12 protein-coding genes are annotated in these 18515 nt (G+C 73.2%); 1 reads left to right on the forward strand and 11 read right to left on the reverse strand.

The genetic code is table 11. The annotated features are described in order from the left end of the window. Positions 1-24: 24 nt before the first annotated feature. The 11 genes from ACFWVC_RS36740 to ACFWVC_RS36790 all read right to left on the reverse strand — a co-directional run bounded on the left by ACFWVC_RS36740 (position 25) and on the right by ACFWVC_RS36790 (position 17323). The gene (locus tag ACFWVC_RS36740) at positions 25-756 is read right to left on the reverse strand and encodes a PhzF family phenazine biosynthesis protein (RefSeq protein WP_384298057.1); all 732 of its coding nucleotides are present in this window, start codon (positions 754-756) and stop codon (positions 25-27) included. Between the two features lie 3 nt (positions 757-759). After that, positions 760-1374, reverse strand: coding sequence for a DUF4328 domain-containing protein (locus tag ACFWVC_RS36745; RefSeq protein ID WP_384298063.1), 615 nt, complete (start codon positions 1372-1374; stop codon positions 760-762). A gap of 152 nt (positions 1375-1526) precedes the next feature. Continuing rightward, positions 1527-3464: a glycoside hydrolase family 5 protein gene (locus ACFWVC_RS36750; RefSeq protein ID WP_384298070.1), complete on the reverse strand. Its 1938-nt coding sequence runs from the start codon at positions 3462-3464 to the stop codon at positions 1527-1529. Positions 3465-3466: 2 nt separating this feature from the next. Continuing rightward, entirely contained in the window at positions 3467-4867 is a 1401-nt protein-coding gene (locus ACFWVC_RS36755; protein WP_384298076.1) for a PI-PLC domain-containing protein, read from the reverse strand. A 375-nt stretch (positions 4868-5242) separates the two neighbouring features. Next, positions 5243-6340, reverse strand: a complete 1098-nt coding sequence (gene sbnA, locus ACFWVC_RS36760) for a 2,3-diaminopropionate biosynthesis protein SbnA (RefSeq protein ID WP_384298080.1) — start codon at positions 6338-6340, stop codon at positions 5243-5245. A 74-nt stretch (positions 6341-6414) separates the two neighbouring features. Next, positions 6415-7503 carry a 2,3-diaminopropionate biosynthesis protein SbnB gene (gene sbnB, locus ACFWVC_RS36765; RefSeq protein WP_384298085.1) on the reverse strand — a complete coding sequence of 363 codons (1089 nt, stop codon included), beginning with the start codon at positions 7501-7503 and terminating at the stop codon, positions 6415-6417. Further along, the gene (locus tag ACFWVC_RS36770) at positions 7500-8534 is read right to left on the reverse strand and encodes a TauD/TfdA family dioxygenase (RefSeq protein ID WP_384298090.1); all 1035 of its coding nucleotides are present in this window, start codon (positions 8532-8534) and stop codon (positions 7500-7502) included. Before ACFWVC_RS36770 ends, sbnB begins: the two co-directional genes overlap by 4 nt. Continuing rightward, positions 8531-11815, reverse strand: coding sequence for an amino acid adenylation domain-containing protein (locus ACFWVC_RS36775; protein WP_384298095.1), 3285 nt, complete (start codon positions 11813-11815; stop codon positions 8531-8533). Before ACFWVC_RS36775 ends, ACFWVC_RS36770 begins: the two co-directional genes overlap by 4 nt. Positions 11816-11848: 33 nt before the next feature. After that, positions 11849-14347: a Pls/PosA family non-ribosomal peptide synthetase gene (locus ACFWVC_RS36780; RefSeq protein ID WP_384298116.1), complete on the reverse strand. Its 2499-nt coding sequence runs from the start codon at positions 14345-14347 to the stop codon at positions 11849-11851. Between the two features lie 538 nt (positions 14348-14885). Continuing rightward, positions 14886-15671: a hypothetical protein gene (locus ACFWVC_RS36785; protein ID WP_384298099.1), complete on the reverse strand. Its 786-nt coding sequence runs from the start codon at positions 15669-15671 to the stop codon at positions 14886-14888. Then, positions 15668-17323 (reverse strand): serine/threonine-protein kinase, encoded by a 1656-nt coding sequence (locus ACFWVC_RS36790; protein ID WP_384298105.1) that lies wholly within the window; start codon positions 17321-17323, stop codon positions 15668-15670. The genes ACFWVC_RS36785 and ACFWVC_RS36790 overlap by 4 nt, the downstream gene beginning before the upstream one ends. Before the next feature lie 179 nt (positions 17324-17502). Here ACFWVC_RS36790 and ACFWVC_RS36795 point away from each other — a divergent pair, with 179 nt between their 5' ends. Further along, positions 17503-18477 carry a lytic polysaccharide monooxygenase gene (locus tag ACFWVC_RS36795; RefSeq protein WP_384298112.1) on the forward strand — a complete coding sequence of 325 codons (975 nt, stop codon included), beginning with the start codon at positions 17503-17505 and terminating at the stop codon, positions 18475-18477. Positions 18478-18515 lie beyond the last annotated feature (38 nt).

Raw genomic sequence — 18515 nt, forward strand, 5'->3', positions numbered from 1 at the left:
GCTTGCGCGGGCGGGGGCCACGGTTCACAGGTCGAGCAGGTGGATACGGCGCCGGGAGGACGGGGAGGTGCCGAGGGTGATGGCCGGGCGGGGGCGGGTGCCGGGGACGGCGCGGTCGAGGCGGACGCGGCCGCCGAGTTCGACCATTCCGTGCGGGGCCGGGGCGGTGAGGAGCTGGGAGCCGCGGCCCTGGGTGATGTTGAGGGCGCGGTCGAGCCGGGCGGTGAGCAGGAGGGCCGCGGAGCCGGAGGCCTCGACCTCGGCGGGGCCGGCGGGGCGGCCGGGGAAGCCGCGGGCCCGGACGCGGCCGGCGGCCTCGTCCTCCCAGGCCCAGGCGTAGAGCCATTCACCGGGGGGCGGCACGGGGAGCGTGTCGACCTCGCGGGGCGAGGCGTACTGGCGCAGGGTGCGGTTCCTGGCCCATTCGGGGCTGGCCTCCACCCAGTTGTACTCGCCGTCGAGCCGTACGCCCAGCACACCGGCCGGGGTGATCAGTTCGGGGGCGTCCAGCAGCCAGGCGGCGGCGAGCGATGCCGACCCCGCGAAGGGGAGCTGCCGGCCCGGGACGCGGATGTCGACGACCCCACGCTCGGGGTCGTTCACGAAGACCGTCTCGGGCAGGCCCGACTGCCGGGCGAAGGTGGCGCGTTCGGCCTCGTTGGCGGTGGTCTCCTCGTCGCGGACGACGGCGACGCGATTGCCGAGGCCGCCGTCGGGGGCACAGAAGACGCGGACTATGTCATATCCGGAGTACATGGCTCAGACCTCGACGGGCGACGGGACGGGAGCCGGGGCGTCGAGCGCGGCGGCCTGAAGTGACGTGACGCGCTCGATCACGAGGATCAGCAGGACGGCCGCGACCGCCATGAGCACCTCGGCGACCACGAGGCCGGCCATGGACTCCGGGGCGACCTTGAAGGTCGTGGTGAGTGCGATGCCGTGCCCCAGCCAGGCCGCCCACCAGAGGCTCACCAGCGTCGTGTCGCGCTTGCGGTCCCACGCCGCGGAACTCGCGCGCCCGATGGCGAGGACGTGCCGCAACGGGACGAAGAGGTTGACCACGGGGACGAACCACGCGCCGATCAGCCGGCCGCCACCGGGCAGCTTCGCCCCGGGGGACAGTTCCAGCGCGTTGCGCCGGCTCCTGGCGAGCCACACCAGGAAGAGCACGGCCGACAGCGTCATCAGCCAGATGAAGATCTGAGTGCCGAGGACCGAGTCCCGCGGCGCCTCGTTCTGCTGGGACACCAGGTGGGGCACGGTGCGTTCCCGGAATTCCAGGGCGCGGAAGACGTCCGCGACGGCGGCCGCGGCTATGGCGGTCTGTGCGGCCCGGGCGAGCAGCCGGGGGGCCTTGCGGGGTGGTGACGTCATGGTCGGGGGAGCCTGCTTCTGAAGTGCGTGCGCGGAGGCAGCGGACACGGGGGCGGAGTGATCATAGGGTCTGATCGCCCTGCGTGCCGACGAGTTGGGGGTCCCGGACCGCACACGGTCCGGGACCCGTCCTGGTCAGGTCCTGGTCAGGGCTATGTCAAAGACCGGCAGTACAGCGCGTCGGGTGTACGGGACGAGCCGACGCGGCCGGTGAAGGCGATGCCGGCCGCGTACTCGCCGTCGGCGCACTGGCCCTTGTAGTTGCCGTAGGCGAAGTCGCCGCCCTTGGCGGAGGCGGGACGGTTGTCGCCGCGGTCGAACCACACCGTGCGGCCGCCCGTGCCGAGGGAGGTGCGGGCGGTGGCGCACAGGACGCTGGAGACGGCGGCGCCGCGCACCGCGTAACCGGTCATGAAGTCGCCCTGCCGGCACTGGTACTTGGTGTATCCCGAGGCCCAGTCGCCGCCGGCCGCGACGTACCGCTCGTCGGTCACGACCTCGTACGCGCCCGAGGCGGCCCAGAGGTCGCCCGCGCCGGTGTCGGTGCACAGCCCGCGGTTGCCGGTGTGGGCCAGGCCCACCAGCCGCTGGCCGTCGGGGCAGGCGGCCTTGCGGGCACCGGAGTCCCAGTCGGGGCGGGCGCGCAGGCGCAGGCTCTGTACGAAGTCGCCGTGGTCGGGGCTGAGCATCGACCAGCGCGGGACGGGGTCGACATGGCCCGTCCTGGCGGGTGCGCCGATCAGCCGGGTCCAGGCGTCGGCGCGCCAGTCGTCGCCGTCGTACAGGCCCATGCGGTGCCCGGCCGCGTCCCAGTGGAGCAGGGCCCAGCCGTTGCCGTGTCGGTTCTCGTGCCGGCCGACGAGCGGCCAGTAGGCGAAGTCGGCGTCGGTCTGGATCAGGAAGTCGGTGAAGTTCGCGAACCAGGCGCGGGTCCTCTCATCGGTCTCGTCCCGGCCCCCGACGCCGAACTCGCTGATCCACAGCGGCGCGGTGAAGTGCTGGTCGGGGGTCGAGGGGACGTAGAAGGCCTGGCGGCGCAGCTCCGCGTACAGGTCGTCGCGGCCGAGGTCGCTGTAACGGGGGTCGTGGGTCTCGCCGATCCCGGTGGCGCCGCTGTGGCGGGGGCCGGTGTAGCCGTAGAAGTGCGCGGAGTAGACCAGCTTCCCCGATCGCACGAGGGTGTGGGAGAGCCGCTGGACGGGCTCCAGCGTGGGGCGGTCGTGGGGGAAGCCGTCGATCGGCAGACCGGTCCAGTTGATGCCCTCGACGATGATCAGCAGGTCGGGGGCGGCCTCCTGGAGGATGCGGTCGCCCAGGTGCTGGGAGGCGGCGAACCAGTCGTGGTCGTCGCCGGCGCCCCAGTTGGGGTCGTCCAGGACCGAGCGACGGACCTCGTTGTACAGGTCGGCGCCGACGACGCGCTTGTTGTCCCGGTAGCGGCGGGCCATGAACAGCCAGTCGTCCTCCCAGGCCGCGGTGGACTGCGACGCGTTCCAGCGTTCGTTGCCGTCCACGCCGCAGCACCAACGGGTCGTGTTGGTGTGGTTGTTGAGGATGACGGCGAAGCCGGCGTCGGTGAGCGCCCCGACGACGGCGTCGTACACCTGGAGCGGCGTCCTGCCGCGCAGTTGCGGATTGGCCGCGACGGAGGCGTCGGTGACGGGGACCGTGTCGTGGACCATCTCGTTGGAGAACGGCAGCCGGATGCTGTTGATCCCCAGTTCGGCGAACCCGGTGAGGATGTCGGCGATCGGGGCGCGGTCCAGGCCCAGCGGCATGCGGCCGGAGTCCTCGCCCGCGTGGTGGTTCGCGGGATCGGCGGCGTCGCCCGAGCCGTTCCAGGTGCCGCTGGCGCCGTGCCAGTTGCCGGACTTGAGCTTGAAGCGGTTGCCGTCGGCGTCGACGATCCAGCGGCCCCGGGTGCTGAGCGGCGCGGTCCACGAGGCGGCGAGCGGGGTGGGTGCGGCGGCCGCGGCCGCCGTCGGTGTCTGCGCGGGGGTCGCCGCCGCGACCGGGGTGAGCAGGCCGAGGAGCGTGGCGAGGGCGGCGGCGACGGCCGCGAGGGGGCTGCGCACGAGTGTCCTTCCCATGGCTACGGCACCACGGTGTAGCCGTTGAGCTGGTCGACCGCCGACTGCGGGGAGCCGAGGTCGTAGCGGTCGACGGCCACGTAGGTGGGCTTCTTGCGGGCGGCGGGCTCGCAGAAGTTCCGGATGCGGTTGAGGAGCTTGCTGTTGTCGGTGGAGGCGGTGCCGGCGATGGTCGCGTCCCGGAAGTGGTTCATGACGAAGAGCGGGTGGAAGCCGGGCTCCTCGCGGGTGAGGGGGACGTTGACCCCGGAGCCGTACCAGCGGCTGTAGCAGGACCAGTCGGAGCCGCCCGCGCCCGAGCCCATCGACCAGTAGTTCTCGACGGTCCACTCCTGCTGGTACATCACGCCGAAGCTGTCGCGGGTCAGGCCCCCCGAGTCGGCGGCGCGGGTCCGGTCGGTGAAGATCATCAGCTGTCTGCCGCGGGCGGCCAGGTCGGCCATCCTGGGCCAGCCGTGCTCGCGTACGCCGTCCTGGTCGGGGCGGTACAGGACGTCCTGGAGGCCGTTAACGCGGGCGAGTTCGCCGCGCAGCACGTCGGCGGAGACGTAGTCCTCCAGGAAGACGGTGGCGAACTGGCCTGGGTGCGCCTTGAGGAAGTCCACGATGCGCTGGACGTCCACCCACAGGGCGACCGGGCGGCTGACCAGGGTGCAGCTGTCGTGGCACAGGATCGCGCCGTCCGGGGTCTGGTGGATGTCCATCATGAAGCCGCGTACGCCGTCGTCGAGTTGCTGCGCGATGCCGCGCGACTGGTTGGGGAAGAAGTTCACGAACGGCGGGGCGAACCCGCCGTCGACGCCGTTGGCGTAGGCGTTGTGCGCGGTCAGGAACGTGACCTGGTCGAGGGTGCGCTGGTCCGCGGGCGGCATCGCGGCCTGGGGGAGCGGCGCGGGCGTCAGGTGCCAGCGGGCGAGGGGGCCGTCGGCGCCGACCTGCGGACGCTCGGGGTACACGCCGCCGGTGGGCGCGGCGCCGAGGGCGAGGCGATCGGCGGTGCCGGGGACGCCCAGGGCGTACGTGCCCGGGTCCGCCGCGGTCACCTGCCACACCGCGGCCGCTCCGCCGCACGCCACGACCGCGGCCTGCGCGCCCGACCGGCCGAGGCAGTGGGTCGCGTCGTCGGTGCTGCGCAGTTCGTGACCGCCGGGCACGGCCACGGCCGTCCACTGCTGGTGGTCCTCGTTGCCCTTGGGGCGGTGCAGCGCCACGGAGCCGCCGCTGTCGGACGCGTTGAGGCCGTTGACGGCGCTCTGCACGTACAGGGGGCCGCCCGGGACGGCGGCGGTGGCGCCGGACGCCCGGGGCAAGGCGGGCACGGAGATCGCCGCCAGGACGGCGGCCACCGCGCAGGCGCGGGTGATGTGGGGGGAGCGGAGACGGTCTCTCCGAGGGTAAGTCATGCGCATGACATACCATCAGGCGCGCCCGCCGGGAAAGCATCCCGGGCAGTGGCATCGGACCGCCCGCCGCACGACGGGGCGGGTTCGTCGGGGAGTCGGTGCGGATTCACCAGGGGGCTGCGCGCGGCGCGCGGCGGCGTCACCTCGTGAGGTCCGGGACGCGGCCCGCGGTGGTCAGGGAAGGGCCGGGCGCGGCCGTCCCGCCCCGGTCAGGGGTCCATGACGGTGCGGCACGAGGGCCTTTCCGGTCGCCCGCCGTGGATGTCGTGATCCACGCCGGGCCGAAAGGCCCTCATCCCTTGCTTGCGAGATCCCGAGGCCGAGGCCGCGGCGCCCGGCCCCGACCCCGACCTCGACCCCGGACGGAACCCCTGGCTAGGCGTCGGCCTCGCGGCTCTCGGGCTGACGCGGCTGGTCGGTGCTCCGTCTGCCGGCCCGGTCGTAGCGGCGCCGGTCCGGGGCGGGGGACAGCGGCGGTGGCTGGGGGGCCATCCAGGCGCCGGCGGCCGACTCCTCGGAGTCGAGCACGTCCTCGCCGTAGAGGGCCTGCAGCCAGTTGGTGTGGTACACCGTGTCGAGGTAGCGCTCGCCGAGGTCGGGTGCGATGGCGACGGCGGTCAGGTCGTCGGGTGCGTCCTGCCGGGCGAACCACTCCATCGCGCCGCTGACCACGGTCCCGGTCGAGCCGCCGAACAGGAAGCCGTTCCTGGCCAGGCGGTGGCAGGTGCGGATCGTGTCGGCCTCCTCGACGAGGACGACCTCGTCGACGAAGGACTCGTCGAGCAGCGGCGGCCGGACACCCATCCCCAGACCGGGGATCATCCGGCGTCCCGGAGGACCGCCGAACGTGACCGAACCGATGCTGTCCAGCGCGACGATGCGCACCGGGCGGTGCCACTCCCGGAACCAGCGCGCGCAGCCCATCAGGGTCCCGGTGGTGCCGGCCCCGACGAAGAGCACGTCCAGTTCGGGGAACTGCCGGGCGATCTGCGGCGCCGTCGTGCGGTAATGGGCCCGCCAGTTGCCCGGATTGGTGTACTGGCTGAGCCAGACGTACCGGTCGTCGGAGGCGCAGAGCGCGCGGACGTAGTCCAGCCGCGCCCCGAGGAAGCCACCGTTGGCGTCCAGCCCGGCGATGACGTGCACCTGGCTGCCCAGCGCCTCCATCAGCAACCGGGTGGAGAGGTTGCAGCGGGAGTCGGTGACGCACAGGAACCGGTAGCCCTTGCTCGCCGCGATCATGCTCAGCGCAACGCCGAGATTCCCGGAGGACGACTCGACCAGGACCGATTCCGGGGTGAGGAGTCCTTCGCGCTCTGCTGTCTCCACCATCTCGATGGCCGCTTTGAGCTTGATCGAGCCGGCGAAGTTGAAACCCTCGCACTTCAGGTACAGCGAGCGCCCGAAGATCGACCGCAGGTCGACGTAGAGATCCTCTTCGTTGAAGGCGTGGGGGGCGGAAATGATGGGCACGACGGCCTCCTCGTCAGCACGTTGATCTGTTCTGTGGGGTGTTGCGTATAGGCCTCCTCACTGGATGAGCCGCCTCATCCGTACCGCCTGAGTTCATGGAAGAAGTCGTCGACGACCGTCAGTTCCCCGGAGCGGACCACCTCGTCGTAGACGAACTTGCCGACCGCGAGGTCGAGCACGCCGAGGCCGAACGGCGAGAAGACGACCGTCCGGTCCGCCGGCACCGCGGCCCGTCCGGTCATGACGTCGTCGAGGGTTCCGTGCAGGAAGTCCCGGTCGCCGGTGAGCTGTTCGGCCAGGTGCGGGGAGGTGTCGGCCTTCAGGCAGTGCTCGACGTCGTCGACGATGTTGAAGGAGTCGAGCACGATCTCCGGCGCGAGGTCGCGCAGCGACACGTGCAGCACCAGGGGGTGGTGCGCGAACCAGGACCGCTCGGACACATGCGGCCGGGCGGCGACGGTGGCGAACACCACCAGGTCGCTGGAGCGGATCAACTGCTCCGCGCTGTCGTACCGGGTGACACGTCCGGGCGCGCCCGACTGCTCCAGGTAGCCCTGGAAGCCCGCCGCGCTGTCGGCGGACAGGTCGTGCACGCCGACCTCGTCGAACGTCCAGCCGGTGCCGGTCAGGAAGGTGTGGAGGTAACGGGCGATCAGCCCGGTGCCGATGAACCCCACCCGCGCCGGGCGGGTCCGGCCCCGGCTGAGCCGGTCGGCGGCGAGGGCCGCCAGCGCGGCCGTCCGGGTGGCGCTGATGATCGAGCTCTCCAGGCAGGCGAACGGGTAGCCGGTGGCGTGGTCGTTGAGGATCAGCACGGCCGACGCCCGGGGAATGCCCGCCGCCACGTTCTCCGGGAAGCTGGAGATCCATTTCAGGCCGTCCACCCGCAGGTCGCCGCCGATCGAGGCGGGCAGCGCGATGATCCGGGAGCTCGGCCGGTCGGGGAAGCGCAGGAAGTACGAGGGCGGGTTCACCGAGTCGCCCGCACTGTGCAACCGGTAGGCGGCGCCGACCAGTTCCGTGACCTCGTTCTCGCGGCCCCGCAGAGCGCGCTGCACCTGGCCGCCGGGGATCACCGCGAACGACGGCACCGCTGCGGGTCCGTGGGGCACGGCCGGTCCCGGCTTCGGGGCGAGGGAGCCGAGGGAGTCGAGGGCGGTCATCCCGAACCCACCTCCACGGTCGGCGCGCAGTCGGCCAGGCGCACCGCGTCGGCCAGGCCGACCAGCACCTCGCGCGGCCCCGCGAAGGCCTCCCTGCTGTGCGCCGTACGGATGTTGTCCACGAGCAGCAGATCGCCGGACTGCCAGGGCTCACGGACGGTGTGGGTCTCGTACACGCCGTTCAGCAGCCGTACGACGTCCTCGCCGACCGGGTCGCCGCCGCCGAAGCGGGTGTTGAACGGCAGGCCGTCGGCGCCGTAGACGTCCACCAGGTACTCGCGCACCTCGGGGTCGAGCGTCCACTCGTTGAGGAACGCGATCTGGTTGAACCAGCAACGCCGCCCGGTGAGCGGGTGCTTGACCACCGCGCTGCGGCGCTGACGGGTGCGGAGCGTGCCGTCGGGCTGCCACTCGAAGGCGATCGCGTTGGCGTGGCAGTAGGCCTCCACCGCGGCGCGGTCGTCGGTGCCGAACGCCTCGGCGACCGTCGCGCCGATCTCGTCGTTGTAGCTCCGGGTGAGCAGCCAGCCCTCGCGTTCGAACCGCCGGACCAGCTCGTCCGGCAGCGCGTCCAGCACGGCGGGGGCGTCGGCCACCGCGGTGGCGCCGCCCTCGTCCGGCGCCTGGAGGCAGGCGAACATCATCAGGCCGGGGAACTCCAGCGCGTAGCTGAGTTCGTGGTGCATGCACATCGGCTGGTTCTGCGGCCATTTCGTCGAGGAGTACACGCCGCCCGGGTGGGACTGCCGGGGTGCGAAGGACTCCCGTTCGGTCATCAGGCCGCCGGAGAGCCGGGCGAACACCGCGCCCGTTCCGGCCGCGTCGCGGAGCCCGAGGCCCCGGACGAGGACCGAGCCGTGCTCGGCGACGACGCCGCGCAGCGCGTCGCGGTGCGCGGCCGCCCAGGCGGCGGCGTCATCGGTGGGACGGGCCTGGAGCAGGGGCGGCGCTGTCGGGCGCAGCTCCAGGTCGAGCAAGGAGGGCGGGGACGGTGAGGTCGACAAGTCGGTCTCCTCTCGGATGCCGGTCATGACGTGGCCGGCAGGGGGACGGCGCGCAGGACGGCGGCCGCGGCCGCCTCGGGACAGGTGCGCAGGAAGTAGTGGCCGCCGCCCGCGATCTCGTGCAGGTCCACGTGCTCGGCCAGCAGGCGCCATTCGGGATAGCGGCGGTGGTGGTCCGCCGTGCGGGGGTCGTCGGTGGCGACGACCACGGTGACCGGCACCGCGAGCCGGGCCGCCGGCGGCTTCTCCAGGGCGTGGGCGAGATAGCGGTGCGCCGAGACGCAGTCGTGGCGGTACGCGGCGGCGACCTGCCCGGCGCGCGCGGCGTCCAGTTCGCCGAGTTCGGGGTGGCCGCCGCTCCCGCTGAGCCCCATGGTGATCTCGGCGTCGCCGCGCCCGGTCAGCTCGGCGACCTCGGCACGGTGGCCGGCGGCGTCACCCAGCAGTTGCGCGGCGAGGAACACCCGGCGGACCTCCACGCCGCGCTCCCCCAGCCGCCGGGCGGTCTCCAGGGCGTAGGCGGCGCCGGAGGAGTGGCCCCACAGCATGACCGGACCCGCGCCGCGCCCGGCGGCCTCCGCGCAGACCTGCTCGACGACCTGCTCGACGACCTGCGTCATCGGCGCGAACGGCTCGCCGTCGGCCGCCGGGTCGTGACCCGGCAGCTCCACCGCGAGGACGGCGGGACCACCGTTCCCCAGGGCCTTGGCCATCGGCTGGAAGTCGACCGCGTTGCCCCCCGCGTACGGGAAGCAGACCAGCACACCGGCGTGCGCCGGGTCGCCCGGATTCAGCTGCTGCAACAGGCCGGAGCGCCGGGCCGAGCCGCCGGTGGCCCCGGCGCCCAGGAGCCCGGCCAGGTCGGCGAGCACGGGATGGCGGGTGACGTCCTTCAGCGAGACGGCGCGGTCCAGCAGGATCGCCATGCGCACCGCGGCCAGGGAGGTGCCGCCGCGCTCGAAGAAGTCGTCGCGCCGGTCGACGCGGTCCTCGGGGATGCCGAGCACCTGCGCCCAGGCCGCCGCCAGCCGCCGTTCGGCCGGGGTGCGGGGCGCCTGGCGCTCGTCCTCGGCGACGCCCAGTTCCCCGGCGAGCGCGGTCAGCGCCTTCCGGTCGATCTTGCTGTTGGCCGTCAGCGGCAGGACCTCACGCCAGTGGAAGGCGGAAGGGATCATGTACGCGGGCAGGGACCTGCCCATCCGCTCCCGCAGGGTGGCGGCCTCGACCGGCTGCGGGCCGCAGTGGAAGGCCACGAGCCGGGCGCCGCCGTCCGCCCCGTCCACGACCACCACCGCGCCGTCGCGGACGCCGTCCACCCGGACCAGGGCGTTCTCGATCTCGCCGATCTCGATTCGGAAGCCGCGCACCTTCACCTGGCTGTCCTGGCGTCCCAGGAACTCCAGCGTGCCGCCCGGGTGCCAGCGGCCGTGGTCGCCCGACCGGTAGAGCCGGCGGCCCGGGTGGTGCGGGTCCTCCCCGAACGCCTGCCGGGTGCGCTCGGGGTCGTTGACGTAGCCGCGGCCCACGCAGACCCCGGAGAAGACGATCATGCCGGGTGCGCCGAGCGGCACGGGGGACAGGTGCTCGTCGACGACGTACACGCCCACGTTGCGCACGGGCGGGCCGAGCGGCACCCAGTCGGTGTCCGGCGGCCGGTGCATGACCGCGTGGTTGGTGTCGTCCGAGGTCTCCGTCAGGCCGTACGCGTTGACCAGCGGGATCCCGGGCCGGGCCGCGAACCAGCGCTGCGTCAGCTCCTTCTTCAGGGCCTCGCCGGTGACCGACACGCAGCGCAGGTCCGGCAGGTCGCGCGGCCGGCGTTCGAGGGCGGACAGCACGACCTCCAGGTACGACGGCACGACCTGGAGCACCGCGACCCGGCCCTCGGCGATCCGGTCCAGGAACCGGTCCGCGTCCAGGATCACGTCCTGCTCGACGATCAGGGTGCGGCCGCCGGTCAGCAGCGCGGAGACCAGTTGCCACAGGGAGATGTCGAAGCACTGCGGCGCGGTCTGCGCGACCACCTGCCCCTCGGTGATCCCCAGGTCCTCGATCTTGGCGAGCAGGTGGTTCAGGAAGCCCGCGTGCTCGCACATCGCGCCCTTGGGCTCCCCGGTGGAGCCGGAGGTGAAGTAGATGTACGCGAGCTGGTCCGGCCCGACGGGGATGCCGAGGTCGCCGCCCGCGTGGTCCTCCTCGTACGCGGTGCCGACCAGCATCTTGCGGACCCCGGGCAGGGCGGGCAGCGCCTGGTCGAGCGTGGCGGTGCTCCCGGGCTCGGTCACCACGAGCGCGCAGCCCGCGCGGGAGAGCACGGCCGCGATGCGGTCGGCGGGGAAGTGGGGCTCGACGGGGAGGTAGACGCCGCCGGTCTTGAGGACCGCGAGGACGGTGGCCATCCAGTCCAGGTTCCGTGCCGTCACCACCGCCACGACGCCCTCGTGGCGCAGACCGCGCGCCAGCAGGGCCCGGCCCAGCCGGTTGGCCCGGGCGTTGAGCTCACGGTAGGTCCACTGCCGGTCGCCGTGGACGGCGGCGACCGCGTCCGGGTGCGTGCGGACCCGCTCCTCGAACAGCTCGTGGAAGGGGCGGTGGGGCAGTTCCCGGTGCGGCCCGGCCATCTCCTCCAGTTGCAGGCGGAGTTCGGCGGGGGAGAGCAGACTCTGCCGGCCGTGCTCGGCTGCGGGCCCGTCGGCCATCAGCCGCAGCGCGGCCAGGTGGTAGCCGGCGATCCGGGCGGCGCTGTCCGCGTCCAGCACATCGGTGCGGTAGCGCAGCCGCAGCCCGCGCGGCGTGCCCTGCCCGGTGACACCGACCCGCAGCACGACGGTCTCGGTGGCGGCGGTCCCGGTACCGTCGCCGGTGGGGTCGAGGACGGTCTCGAACACGGTCCGGGGGAGCCCGAGTTCACGCTGCAGGGCGTCGAGGGGCACGTCCTGGTGCGTCGACAGGGCGGACGTGGCGCGGTGGGCGTCCTGGACCAGCGCCCGCCAGGTCGCGGGCCCGGTGGTCAGCCGGCAGGGCAGCGGCGGGGCGCCCTCGGCGACGACGTAGCCCGTGGTCACGTCCGGCTCGCCCGACAGCGCGGCCAGCACCTTGGCGTGTGCGGCCAGCAGCAACGTGGGGAAGGGCACGCCCAGTTCGCCGGTGAGCCGATCCAGGGCGGCGACGAGGTCGGCGGGGACGGCCTCTTCGTGCTCGCCCAGGCCGGGCGACGGGGCCGCGGCCCAGCGCGGGATCGCGGTGAAGCCGCCGGCTGTGAGCACACCGCGCCAGAACTCCCGGCCGGTGTCCGCTGCTGTGTTCATCGGAGCGTTCCTCCACTCACCGCTGACGCGGCGCTACTCTCGGCCGGTCAGGGTGCTGCCGCAGGCGGGCACGCCGCCCTGCGCGGCGGTCCGCGGGGCGGGGGCGCCTTCCGGCATCTCCCGCGCGGGGTTTCCGCCCCAGCGGGCGTGCGGGGGCATTTCCTCGCCCTTCATGAGGAAGGTGTCGGGGGCGAGTTCGGCCCCGTCGTGCATCGTCACGCCGTAGTGGACCAGGGCGCCGACGCCGAGCGTGCAGCCGGCGCCCAGGGTGCTGCGGTCGGACTTGAAGGTGCCGTCCTCCTGGGAGTGGCACTGGATGACGGTGCCCTCGTTGAGGGTGCAGTCGTCGCCGATGGCGGTCAGGGAGCGCTCGGGCAGGAAGCAGCCGTCGTCGAAGACCCGCTTGCCGATGCGCACGCCCATCAGCCGCCACATCACGCTCTTGAGGGGTGTGCCGTTGAAGAACATGACGAACAGCGACGCCGCGGTGACCTTCCAGTAGCGCTCGTGCCGCCAGAAGGCCCGGTCGTAGATCGAGCAGTAGAGCGGCTGCAGCCCCCGGAAGCCGGTGGCCGCGCGCTCGGCGAGGACGAGGTAGCCGGCGGTGAAAGCCAGCGTCACCACGTTGGCCGCGGCGACCACCGCGACGCCGTAGGCGGGGTACAGGTCGTACAGGTCGGCGGCGAATGACGCGATCAGGGCGACGCCGAAGAAGAACAGCCACCGCATCAGCAGGTGCAGGCCCATGGTGACGGCGTTGTGCCGGTTCTTCGCGGTCAGGCGGGCGCGGAACTCCCCGCCGCTCTTGAGGTCGTCGAAGCGGCTGTCGCGCAGGACCGTGCGCGGGATCTCGAAGCTCGGGGAGCCCAGCAGCCCGGTGTTCTCCCGGACCTCGCCGTCCAGCGGGACCATGACCTTCGTGGCGAGCAGGCAGTTCTCGCCCGTCCTGCCACCCGCGGGGTAGGCGATGTGGTTGCCGAGGAAGTTGTGGGCGCCGATGGACACCCGCGTCACGCGGAAGGACGTGCCGGAGTACTCGGCGTTCATGATCGACAGCCCGTCGGCGACCATCGTGCCGCTGCCGACGGAACTCAGGTACGGGTTCTCGTGCTTGACCTCGGTGCCGAAGTTGGAACCGGTCTGCTCGACCTTCGACAGGTCGTACCCGAGGTGGCGCAGGTAGTGGACGATGGCCGAGCTGTCGCCGAACAGCGTCCGGTAGAACCGCCGGTTGGTGATCAGACCGATGGCCCGGTGGGCCCCGTAGCGGAAGCCGTAGAGGGAGTACACGGCGTCCGGCCGGACCAGCAGGTTCAGCAGCCGCGGCAGGGTGACCACGAGGAGCAGGCCGAGCAGCAGGGCGCCGAAGAAGAACACCAGGGAGGCGGCCAGCGCGTCGGCGTAGAACACCCACGAGCTCAGCGCCACCGGCCCCGGGTCGAGCAGCGTGGCGAACTGCGGGACCACGGCCACCAGCAGGGCCACGCCGCCGACGGCGGCGGGCACGTACAGCATCACGGCCATCAGCAGCTGGTACAGGCTGTACAGGGTCTTGCGCGCCCCGCCGCAGGCCGCGGCCGGGACCGTCATGAAGTCCGCACCGGCCCCGGGCTGCGCCGGCGAGCCGTGCCAGCGCTCGCCGTCCGGCACCGACTGGCCGCGGTGCAGGGAGGAGGCGTGCGCGAGCTGGGCGCCGTCGCCCATGGAGACGCCGATGTCGAGCACCGTGACCTCGCCGACGAAGACGTGCTTCCCGAGGGTGACCGGGCCGGTCTGGATCACCCCGGCGTGCGCCCGGTAGCAGCTCAGGTAGGAGTCCTTGCGGATGACCGTGCCGTCGCCGATGGTCAGCAGGTCGGTGCAGACGGGCAGATGCCGCGACAGGACGGTGACGCCGCGGCCGATCCGCGCCCCGAGGGCCCGCAGATAGAGGGAGTAGAGCGGCGAGCCCACGAACAGGACCAGCGGATTGATGCGGATGAGCGTCTTGACGCACCAGAAGCGGAAGTACGCCAGGCTCCAGATACGGATCTGCCGCGGCTTCCAGCGGCCCATGATCAGCCACTTGCCGAGGACGGGCAGGACGCACAGCGACAGGAAGGCGCCGCCGCCGAAGGCCACCGAGCGTATGTAGGTGTCCAGCAGGCCGTGCCCGGCGGCCGTCCACTCCGCGCCGGTGGTCGCGATCAGCGCCACCACGTAGGCGTAGCCGAGGAAGAACAGCACCTGAAGGGTCCCGCAGAGCACATGGTGCGGGGTGCCGACGGGCTCGGGCAGGGCCGGGGGCGCCGCCGCCAGGGCCGGGGACTCGGCGCGGGCGGGCGTGGACGGCCCGGCCGTCTCCGCGAGGGCGGCCGCGAGGCTGCGCACCGTGGGGTACCGGTAGATCTCCCGCATCGAGACGGCGGGCAGGTCGGCGTGTTTCCTGACCCGCGCGCAGAAGTGCGCCATCACCAAGGAGTCGGCGCCCAGTTCCTCGAAGAAGTGGCCGTCGGCCGGTACCCGGTCGGTGCCCAGCAGGCCGGCCAGCATTTCGGCGAGGATCGCCTCGGTGCCGGCCGCCGGTCCGGTGGTCTCGCGCCGGGTGGTTTCGCGCCGGCTGGTTTCACGTTGGGTGGTTGAAGATTCACCCGTATTGTGCGCCAGGAGTTCGACGGAGTCGTCCACGATCTGAGCTCCTTGAGGAGGTTTCGCCCCGCCGGCCGTCGGCGCCGCCGACCGCCGGTGTCCTCGCGCCCCGGTAAAGGCCGGGGCAAAATTTCCTAAATACATCGGTTAATGAGCTCTTCTCAAGCCATACAACCATATGTCGCTCCTCGTAGTCTCCGCTGATCTTTCCCGGGCTGCCACTCGAACTTGATCGTCGTGGCCCGTGCCGGATTTCGTCGCGCAGGTCCGCAGTCAAACCGGGGGCGGCAACCGATACCGTTCCCGGCGGCGCCGAAGGCCACGGATTCACGATGTGCGAGCAGGCGGGAGGGTGCGCGGAACTCGGTCACTCAGCGTGTTCTTGCCGGGTCCGGTTGTGAGTCGGGGAACACCGGGAGCTGATGTGCCGTCACACTTCGTGTCAGCGGCATTCGTAGGTGAACGCGGCCGTCGCCGAACGGCTGCCGGGCGCGCTCAGCCGCAGTTCGGCCCGCGCGTCGTAGGTGCCGCGCCCGTGAAAGGTCCACAGCAGATGCAGCCGGGTCGTGTCGCGGCCGCGCGGCACCTTCTCGTAGAGCGTGTCCGACGACGTTCCGTCATTGCGGAGCCAACGGTAAGTGATCGTTCCGGCGCGGCCGTTGGTGCGGACGGTGGCGACCACGTCCACCCGGCTGTCGCAGGACGGTGCCGAGGGCACCGCGGTCACGGTCACCTCCCGGACCGAGAGCCCCGGCCCGAAGCGCTGCCACGCCAGGTATGCCAGTACGGCGAGCAGGACGACGCCCGCCAGGACGTACCGGCGCGGCCGGCGACGCCTGCGCGCGGTCCCGTCGCCGGGCACCGCGGGCGGGCGCAGGGTGCCGTGCCACACCTCCACCGCGACGCTCGCGCGTGCGGCGGCCGCCGGGGTCACGCCGGGGCCGAAGCGCATGACCTCGCCGTCCACCCGGTCAGGGAGGGTGAGGGCCGGCTCCACGCGGGTCGCGGCGCGCGACGGCCCGGCGGGCACGGCCTCGCGCACCGTGGGCGTCGCGGCGGGGGCCCAGTGCTCCGAGAGGACGGTCGCGCTGTAGTCCGTGTCGGGCTCCGGGCGCTCGTCGGCGGGCGGGACGGCGTCCTCGGCGGGCGGCACGGCGTCCTGCGGTTCCCGCCCCAGCGGCCACGTGCGCTTCGTGTCCTCCGGCGTGAGGTCGCGCGGCTCGCTCAAGAGATCACCACGCACTGCCGCGAGCTGGAGTGGATCTGCTGCGTGGACTGCCCGTTGCCGGCCGCCGGGGAGGTCGACGCGACGGCCCCGAACCAGCAGCCCGACGTGCGCGGGAACGAGTGCGGTGCCGGGATCGTGTACGAGGTCTGCCCGCTCAGGTCGACGACCGACGTGCCGTCCTGCGTACCGAGGCCGTCCTTGGCGGTGCCCTGGTACCAGGTGACGGTCAGGGTCACCGGTCGTGCGTCGCTCGTCGTGACCCGAACGCTCGCCGACACGTCGAACGTCCCCGTCTGGGACAGCGAGGCGACGGACACCGATGCGACCGTCACCGGCGGCGTGGGCGACGCGGATGTCGGCGGCGGGGTGCTCGTCGGCGGCGCGGGCGGAGTCGTGGTGGCCGTTCCGCCGGTGGGCGCCGTGGTCGTACCGCCGGACGTCGGCGGCGCGGTCGTGGTGGCACCCGCCGTGGCGGACGTGCTCGCGGAGGCCGAGGCCGACGCGGAAGCCGATGCCGATGCCGAAGAGCTCGCGGACGGGCTGCCGGACGGGGCGACCGTGCCGCCGGGCGCGCCCGAGCCGTCGTCCGGGGTGGCGGTGGTGGTCGTCCCCGTCCAGTTGGCGGTGGTCTGCCGGGGGGCCTCGCCCGAGGCCACCGCGGCGAAGGTCAGCAGGCCCGCCAGGGCGAGGCCCCCGACGGCCGCCAGGAGTCCCTGCCGGCCGAGCCGCCGGCCGCCCTGCCCGATGACGGTGGTGGCGAACGCGGTCTGCGAACCCTGTGCCCTCGCCGAGGGGAACAGCAGTGGCAGCAGCGCCGCCAGGGCGGCCAGCCTGCGTTGACCCCGTTCCTCCCAGTCCGGCCCGTACGCGGCCCCCGCGATGCTCTCCAACTCCGCGACGAAGGCCGCGGCGTTCGCGGGCCGGTCCGCCGGGTCCTTGGCCATCCCGCGGCGCAGCAGGGGCCGTAACCCCTCCGGTGCGCCGTCCTCGGGCACCGGGCCCTCGATGTGCTGCACGGCCAACTCGGCGAAGTTCTGGCCCTGGAAGGGCCTGGTGCCGGTCAGGCACTCGTAGAAGGTCGCCGTCGCGGCGTAGACGTCGGTGGCGGGCGAGGCGGACAGCCCGGTCCACTGCTCCGGTGCCATGTAGGCGGGCGTGCCGGCCACGTCCGGGGTCTCGCCGCTGCGCGCGGCGATGCCGAAGTCGACCAGCTTGGACGAGCCGTCCGCCGCGACGAGCACGTTCTCCGGTTTGTAGTCGCGGTGCACGACGCCCGTGCGGTGCGCGGCGGCCAGCCCCAGCAGCGAGCCCTTCAGGACCACCAGGGCCGCCTCCGGCCCCGTCGCGCCCTCCTGCCGCAACAGCGCGCGCAGCGCGATGCCGTCGACGAGTTCCATGACGATGGCCGCGCCGTGCGGGCTCTCGACGTACTCGTACAGGCTCACCACGAACGGGGTGTCGAGGCCGCCGAGGAGCCGCGCCTCGGCGCGGAATTCGCTCAAGAACCCGGTGTCGGCCCGGAGTTCGTCGCTGAGGTACTTGATCGCCACCGGAGTCGACGTGGCGTCGTGCAGGGCCAGGACGACACGGCCGCTGCCGCCCGAACCCAGTTCCGCGGACTCCGTGTAGCCCGGAGCGTTCCAGCCGCTCATGCCCTCGCCCCCCTCAGCGTCGCACGGTACCCCCGCCCGTACGCGCTGTCCCCCACACAGACACATTTCCGCCGCCACCGGTTCCCGGCGCCCGGCCGCTGAACGCGGCGAGCCCACGGTCCGTAGTACGGGGCGATCCGCGTACCGAACTCCGAACCGGCAAAGGGGAGGCGCCCGGCATGGCCCCATCGCGCCACGTGCTCAGAACCGTCGTCGCGGGGACCGCCGCGCTGCTCCCGTTGCTGGCGTCCGCGGGACCCGCCGCCGCGCACGGTGCGCCCGTCGACCCCGTCAGCCGGGCCGCGGCCTGCGCGGCCGGCAGCGGGCGGTTCACCGGCACGCCCGCCTGCCGCGCCGCGGCGGCGGCCAACGGGGGCGGCGCCGCCTTCGCCGACTGGGACAACCTGCGCGTCGCCGGTGTCGGGGGCCGGGACCGACAGGTCATCCCGGACGGCAAGTTGTGCAGCGGCGGGCTGCCCGCCTACCGGGGCCTGGACCTCGCACGTGGCGACTGGCCGGCCACGCGGCTCACCCCCGGCGCCCCCTTCACGATGCGGTACGGCACGACCATCCCTCACCAGGGCACCTTCCGGCTCTACTTGACGAAGCAGGGCTACGACCCGACCCGCCCGCTCACCTGGTCCGAGGTGGCCTCCAGCCCCTTCCTGACCGCCACCGACCCGGCGATCCAGGGGGGTGCCTACCGGATCAGCGGGCGGCTGCCCGCGGACCGCACGGGGCGCCACGTCCTCTTCACGATCTGGCAGAACTCCTCGACACCGGACACGTATTACTCCTGCTCCGACGTGGTGTTCCCGGCCGCGGGGAAGCCGGCCGGCGGGACGCCCGCGAAGCCGAAGCCGAAGCCCGCCGTGTCCGTGAAGCCGTCGCCGCGGGCCACCCGCGCGAGCGCCCCCGCCGAGCGGCGGGTCACCGCCACACCCGGTGCGCACTCCGCCGTTCCGTCCCCCGCGTCGCCGTCCGCCGCCCCGGCGGTCGGGTCCCCCGACGCGCAGCCCGTCGCCGCCCAGGGCTCCGGCGCCGGCTCAGGTCCCACCGCCCTCGCCATCGGGAGTGCCGCCGGCCTCGCGGCCACCGGCGTGCTGGCCCTCGCCCTGCGCCGCCGCCGTTCCCCGGGCACCCGCCGGGGCTGAGCCTCCCGTCGTCCGGGCCGGGCCTGGTGACGGCGCTG

It is taken from the genome of Streptomyces sp. NPDC058691, assembly GCF_042714775.1.
GTDB lineage: Bacteria > Actinomycetota > Actinomycetes > Streptomycetales > Streptomycetaceae > Actinacidiphila.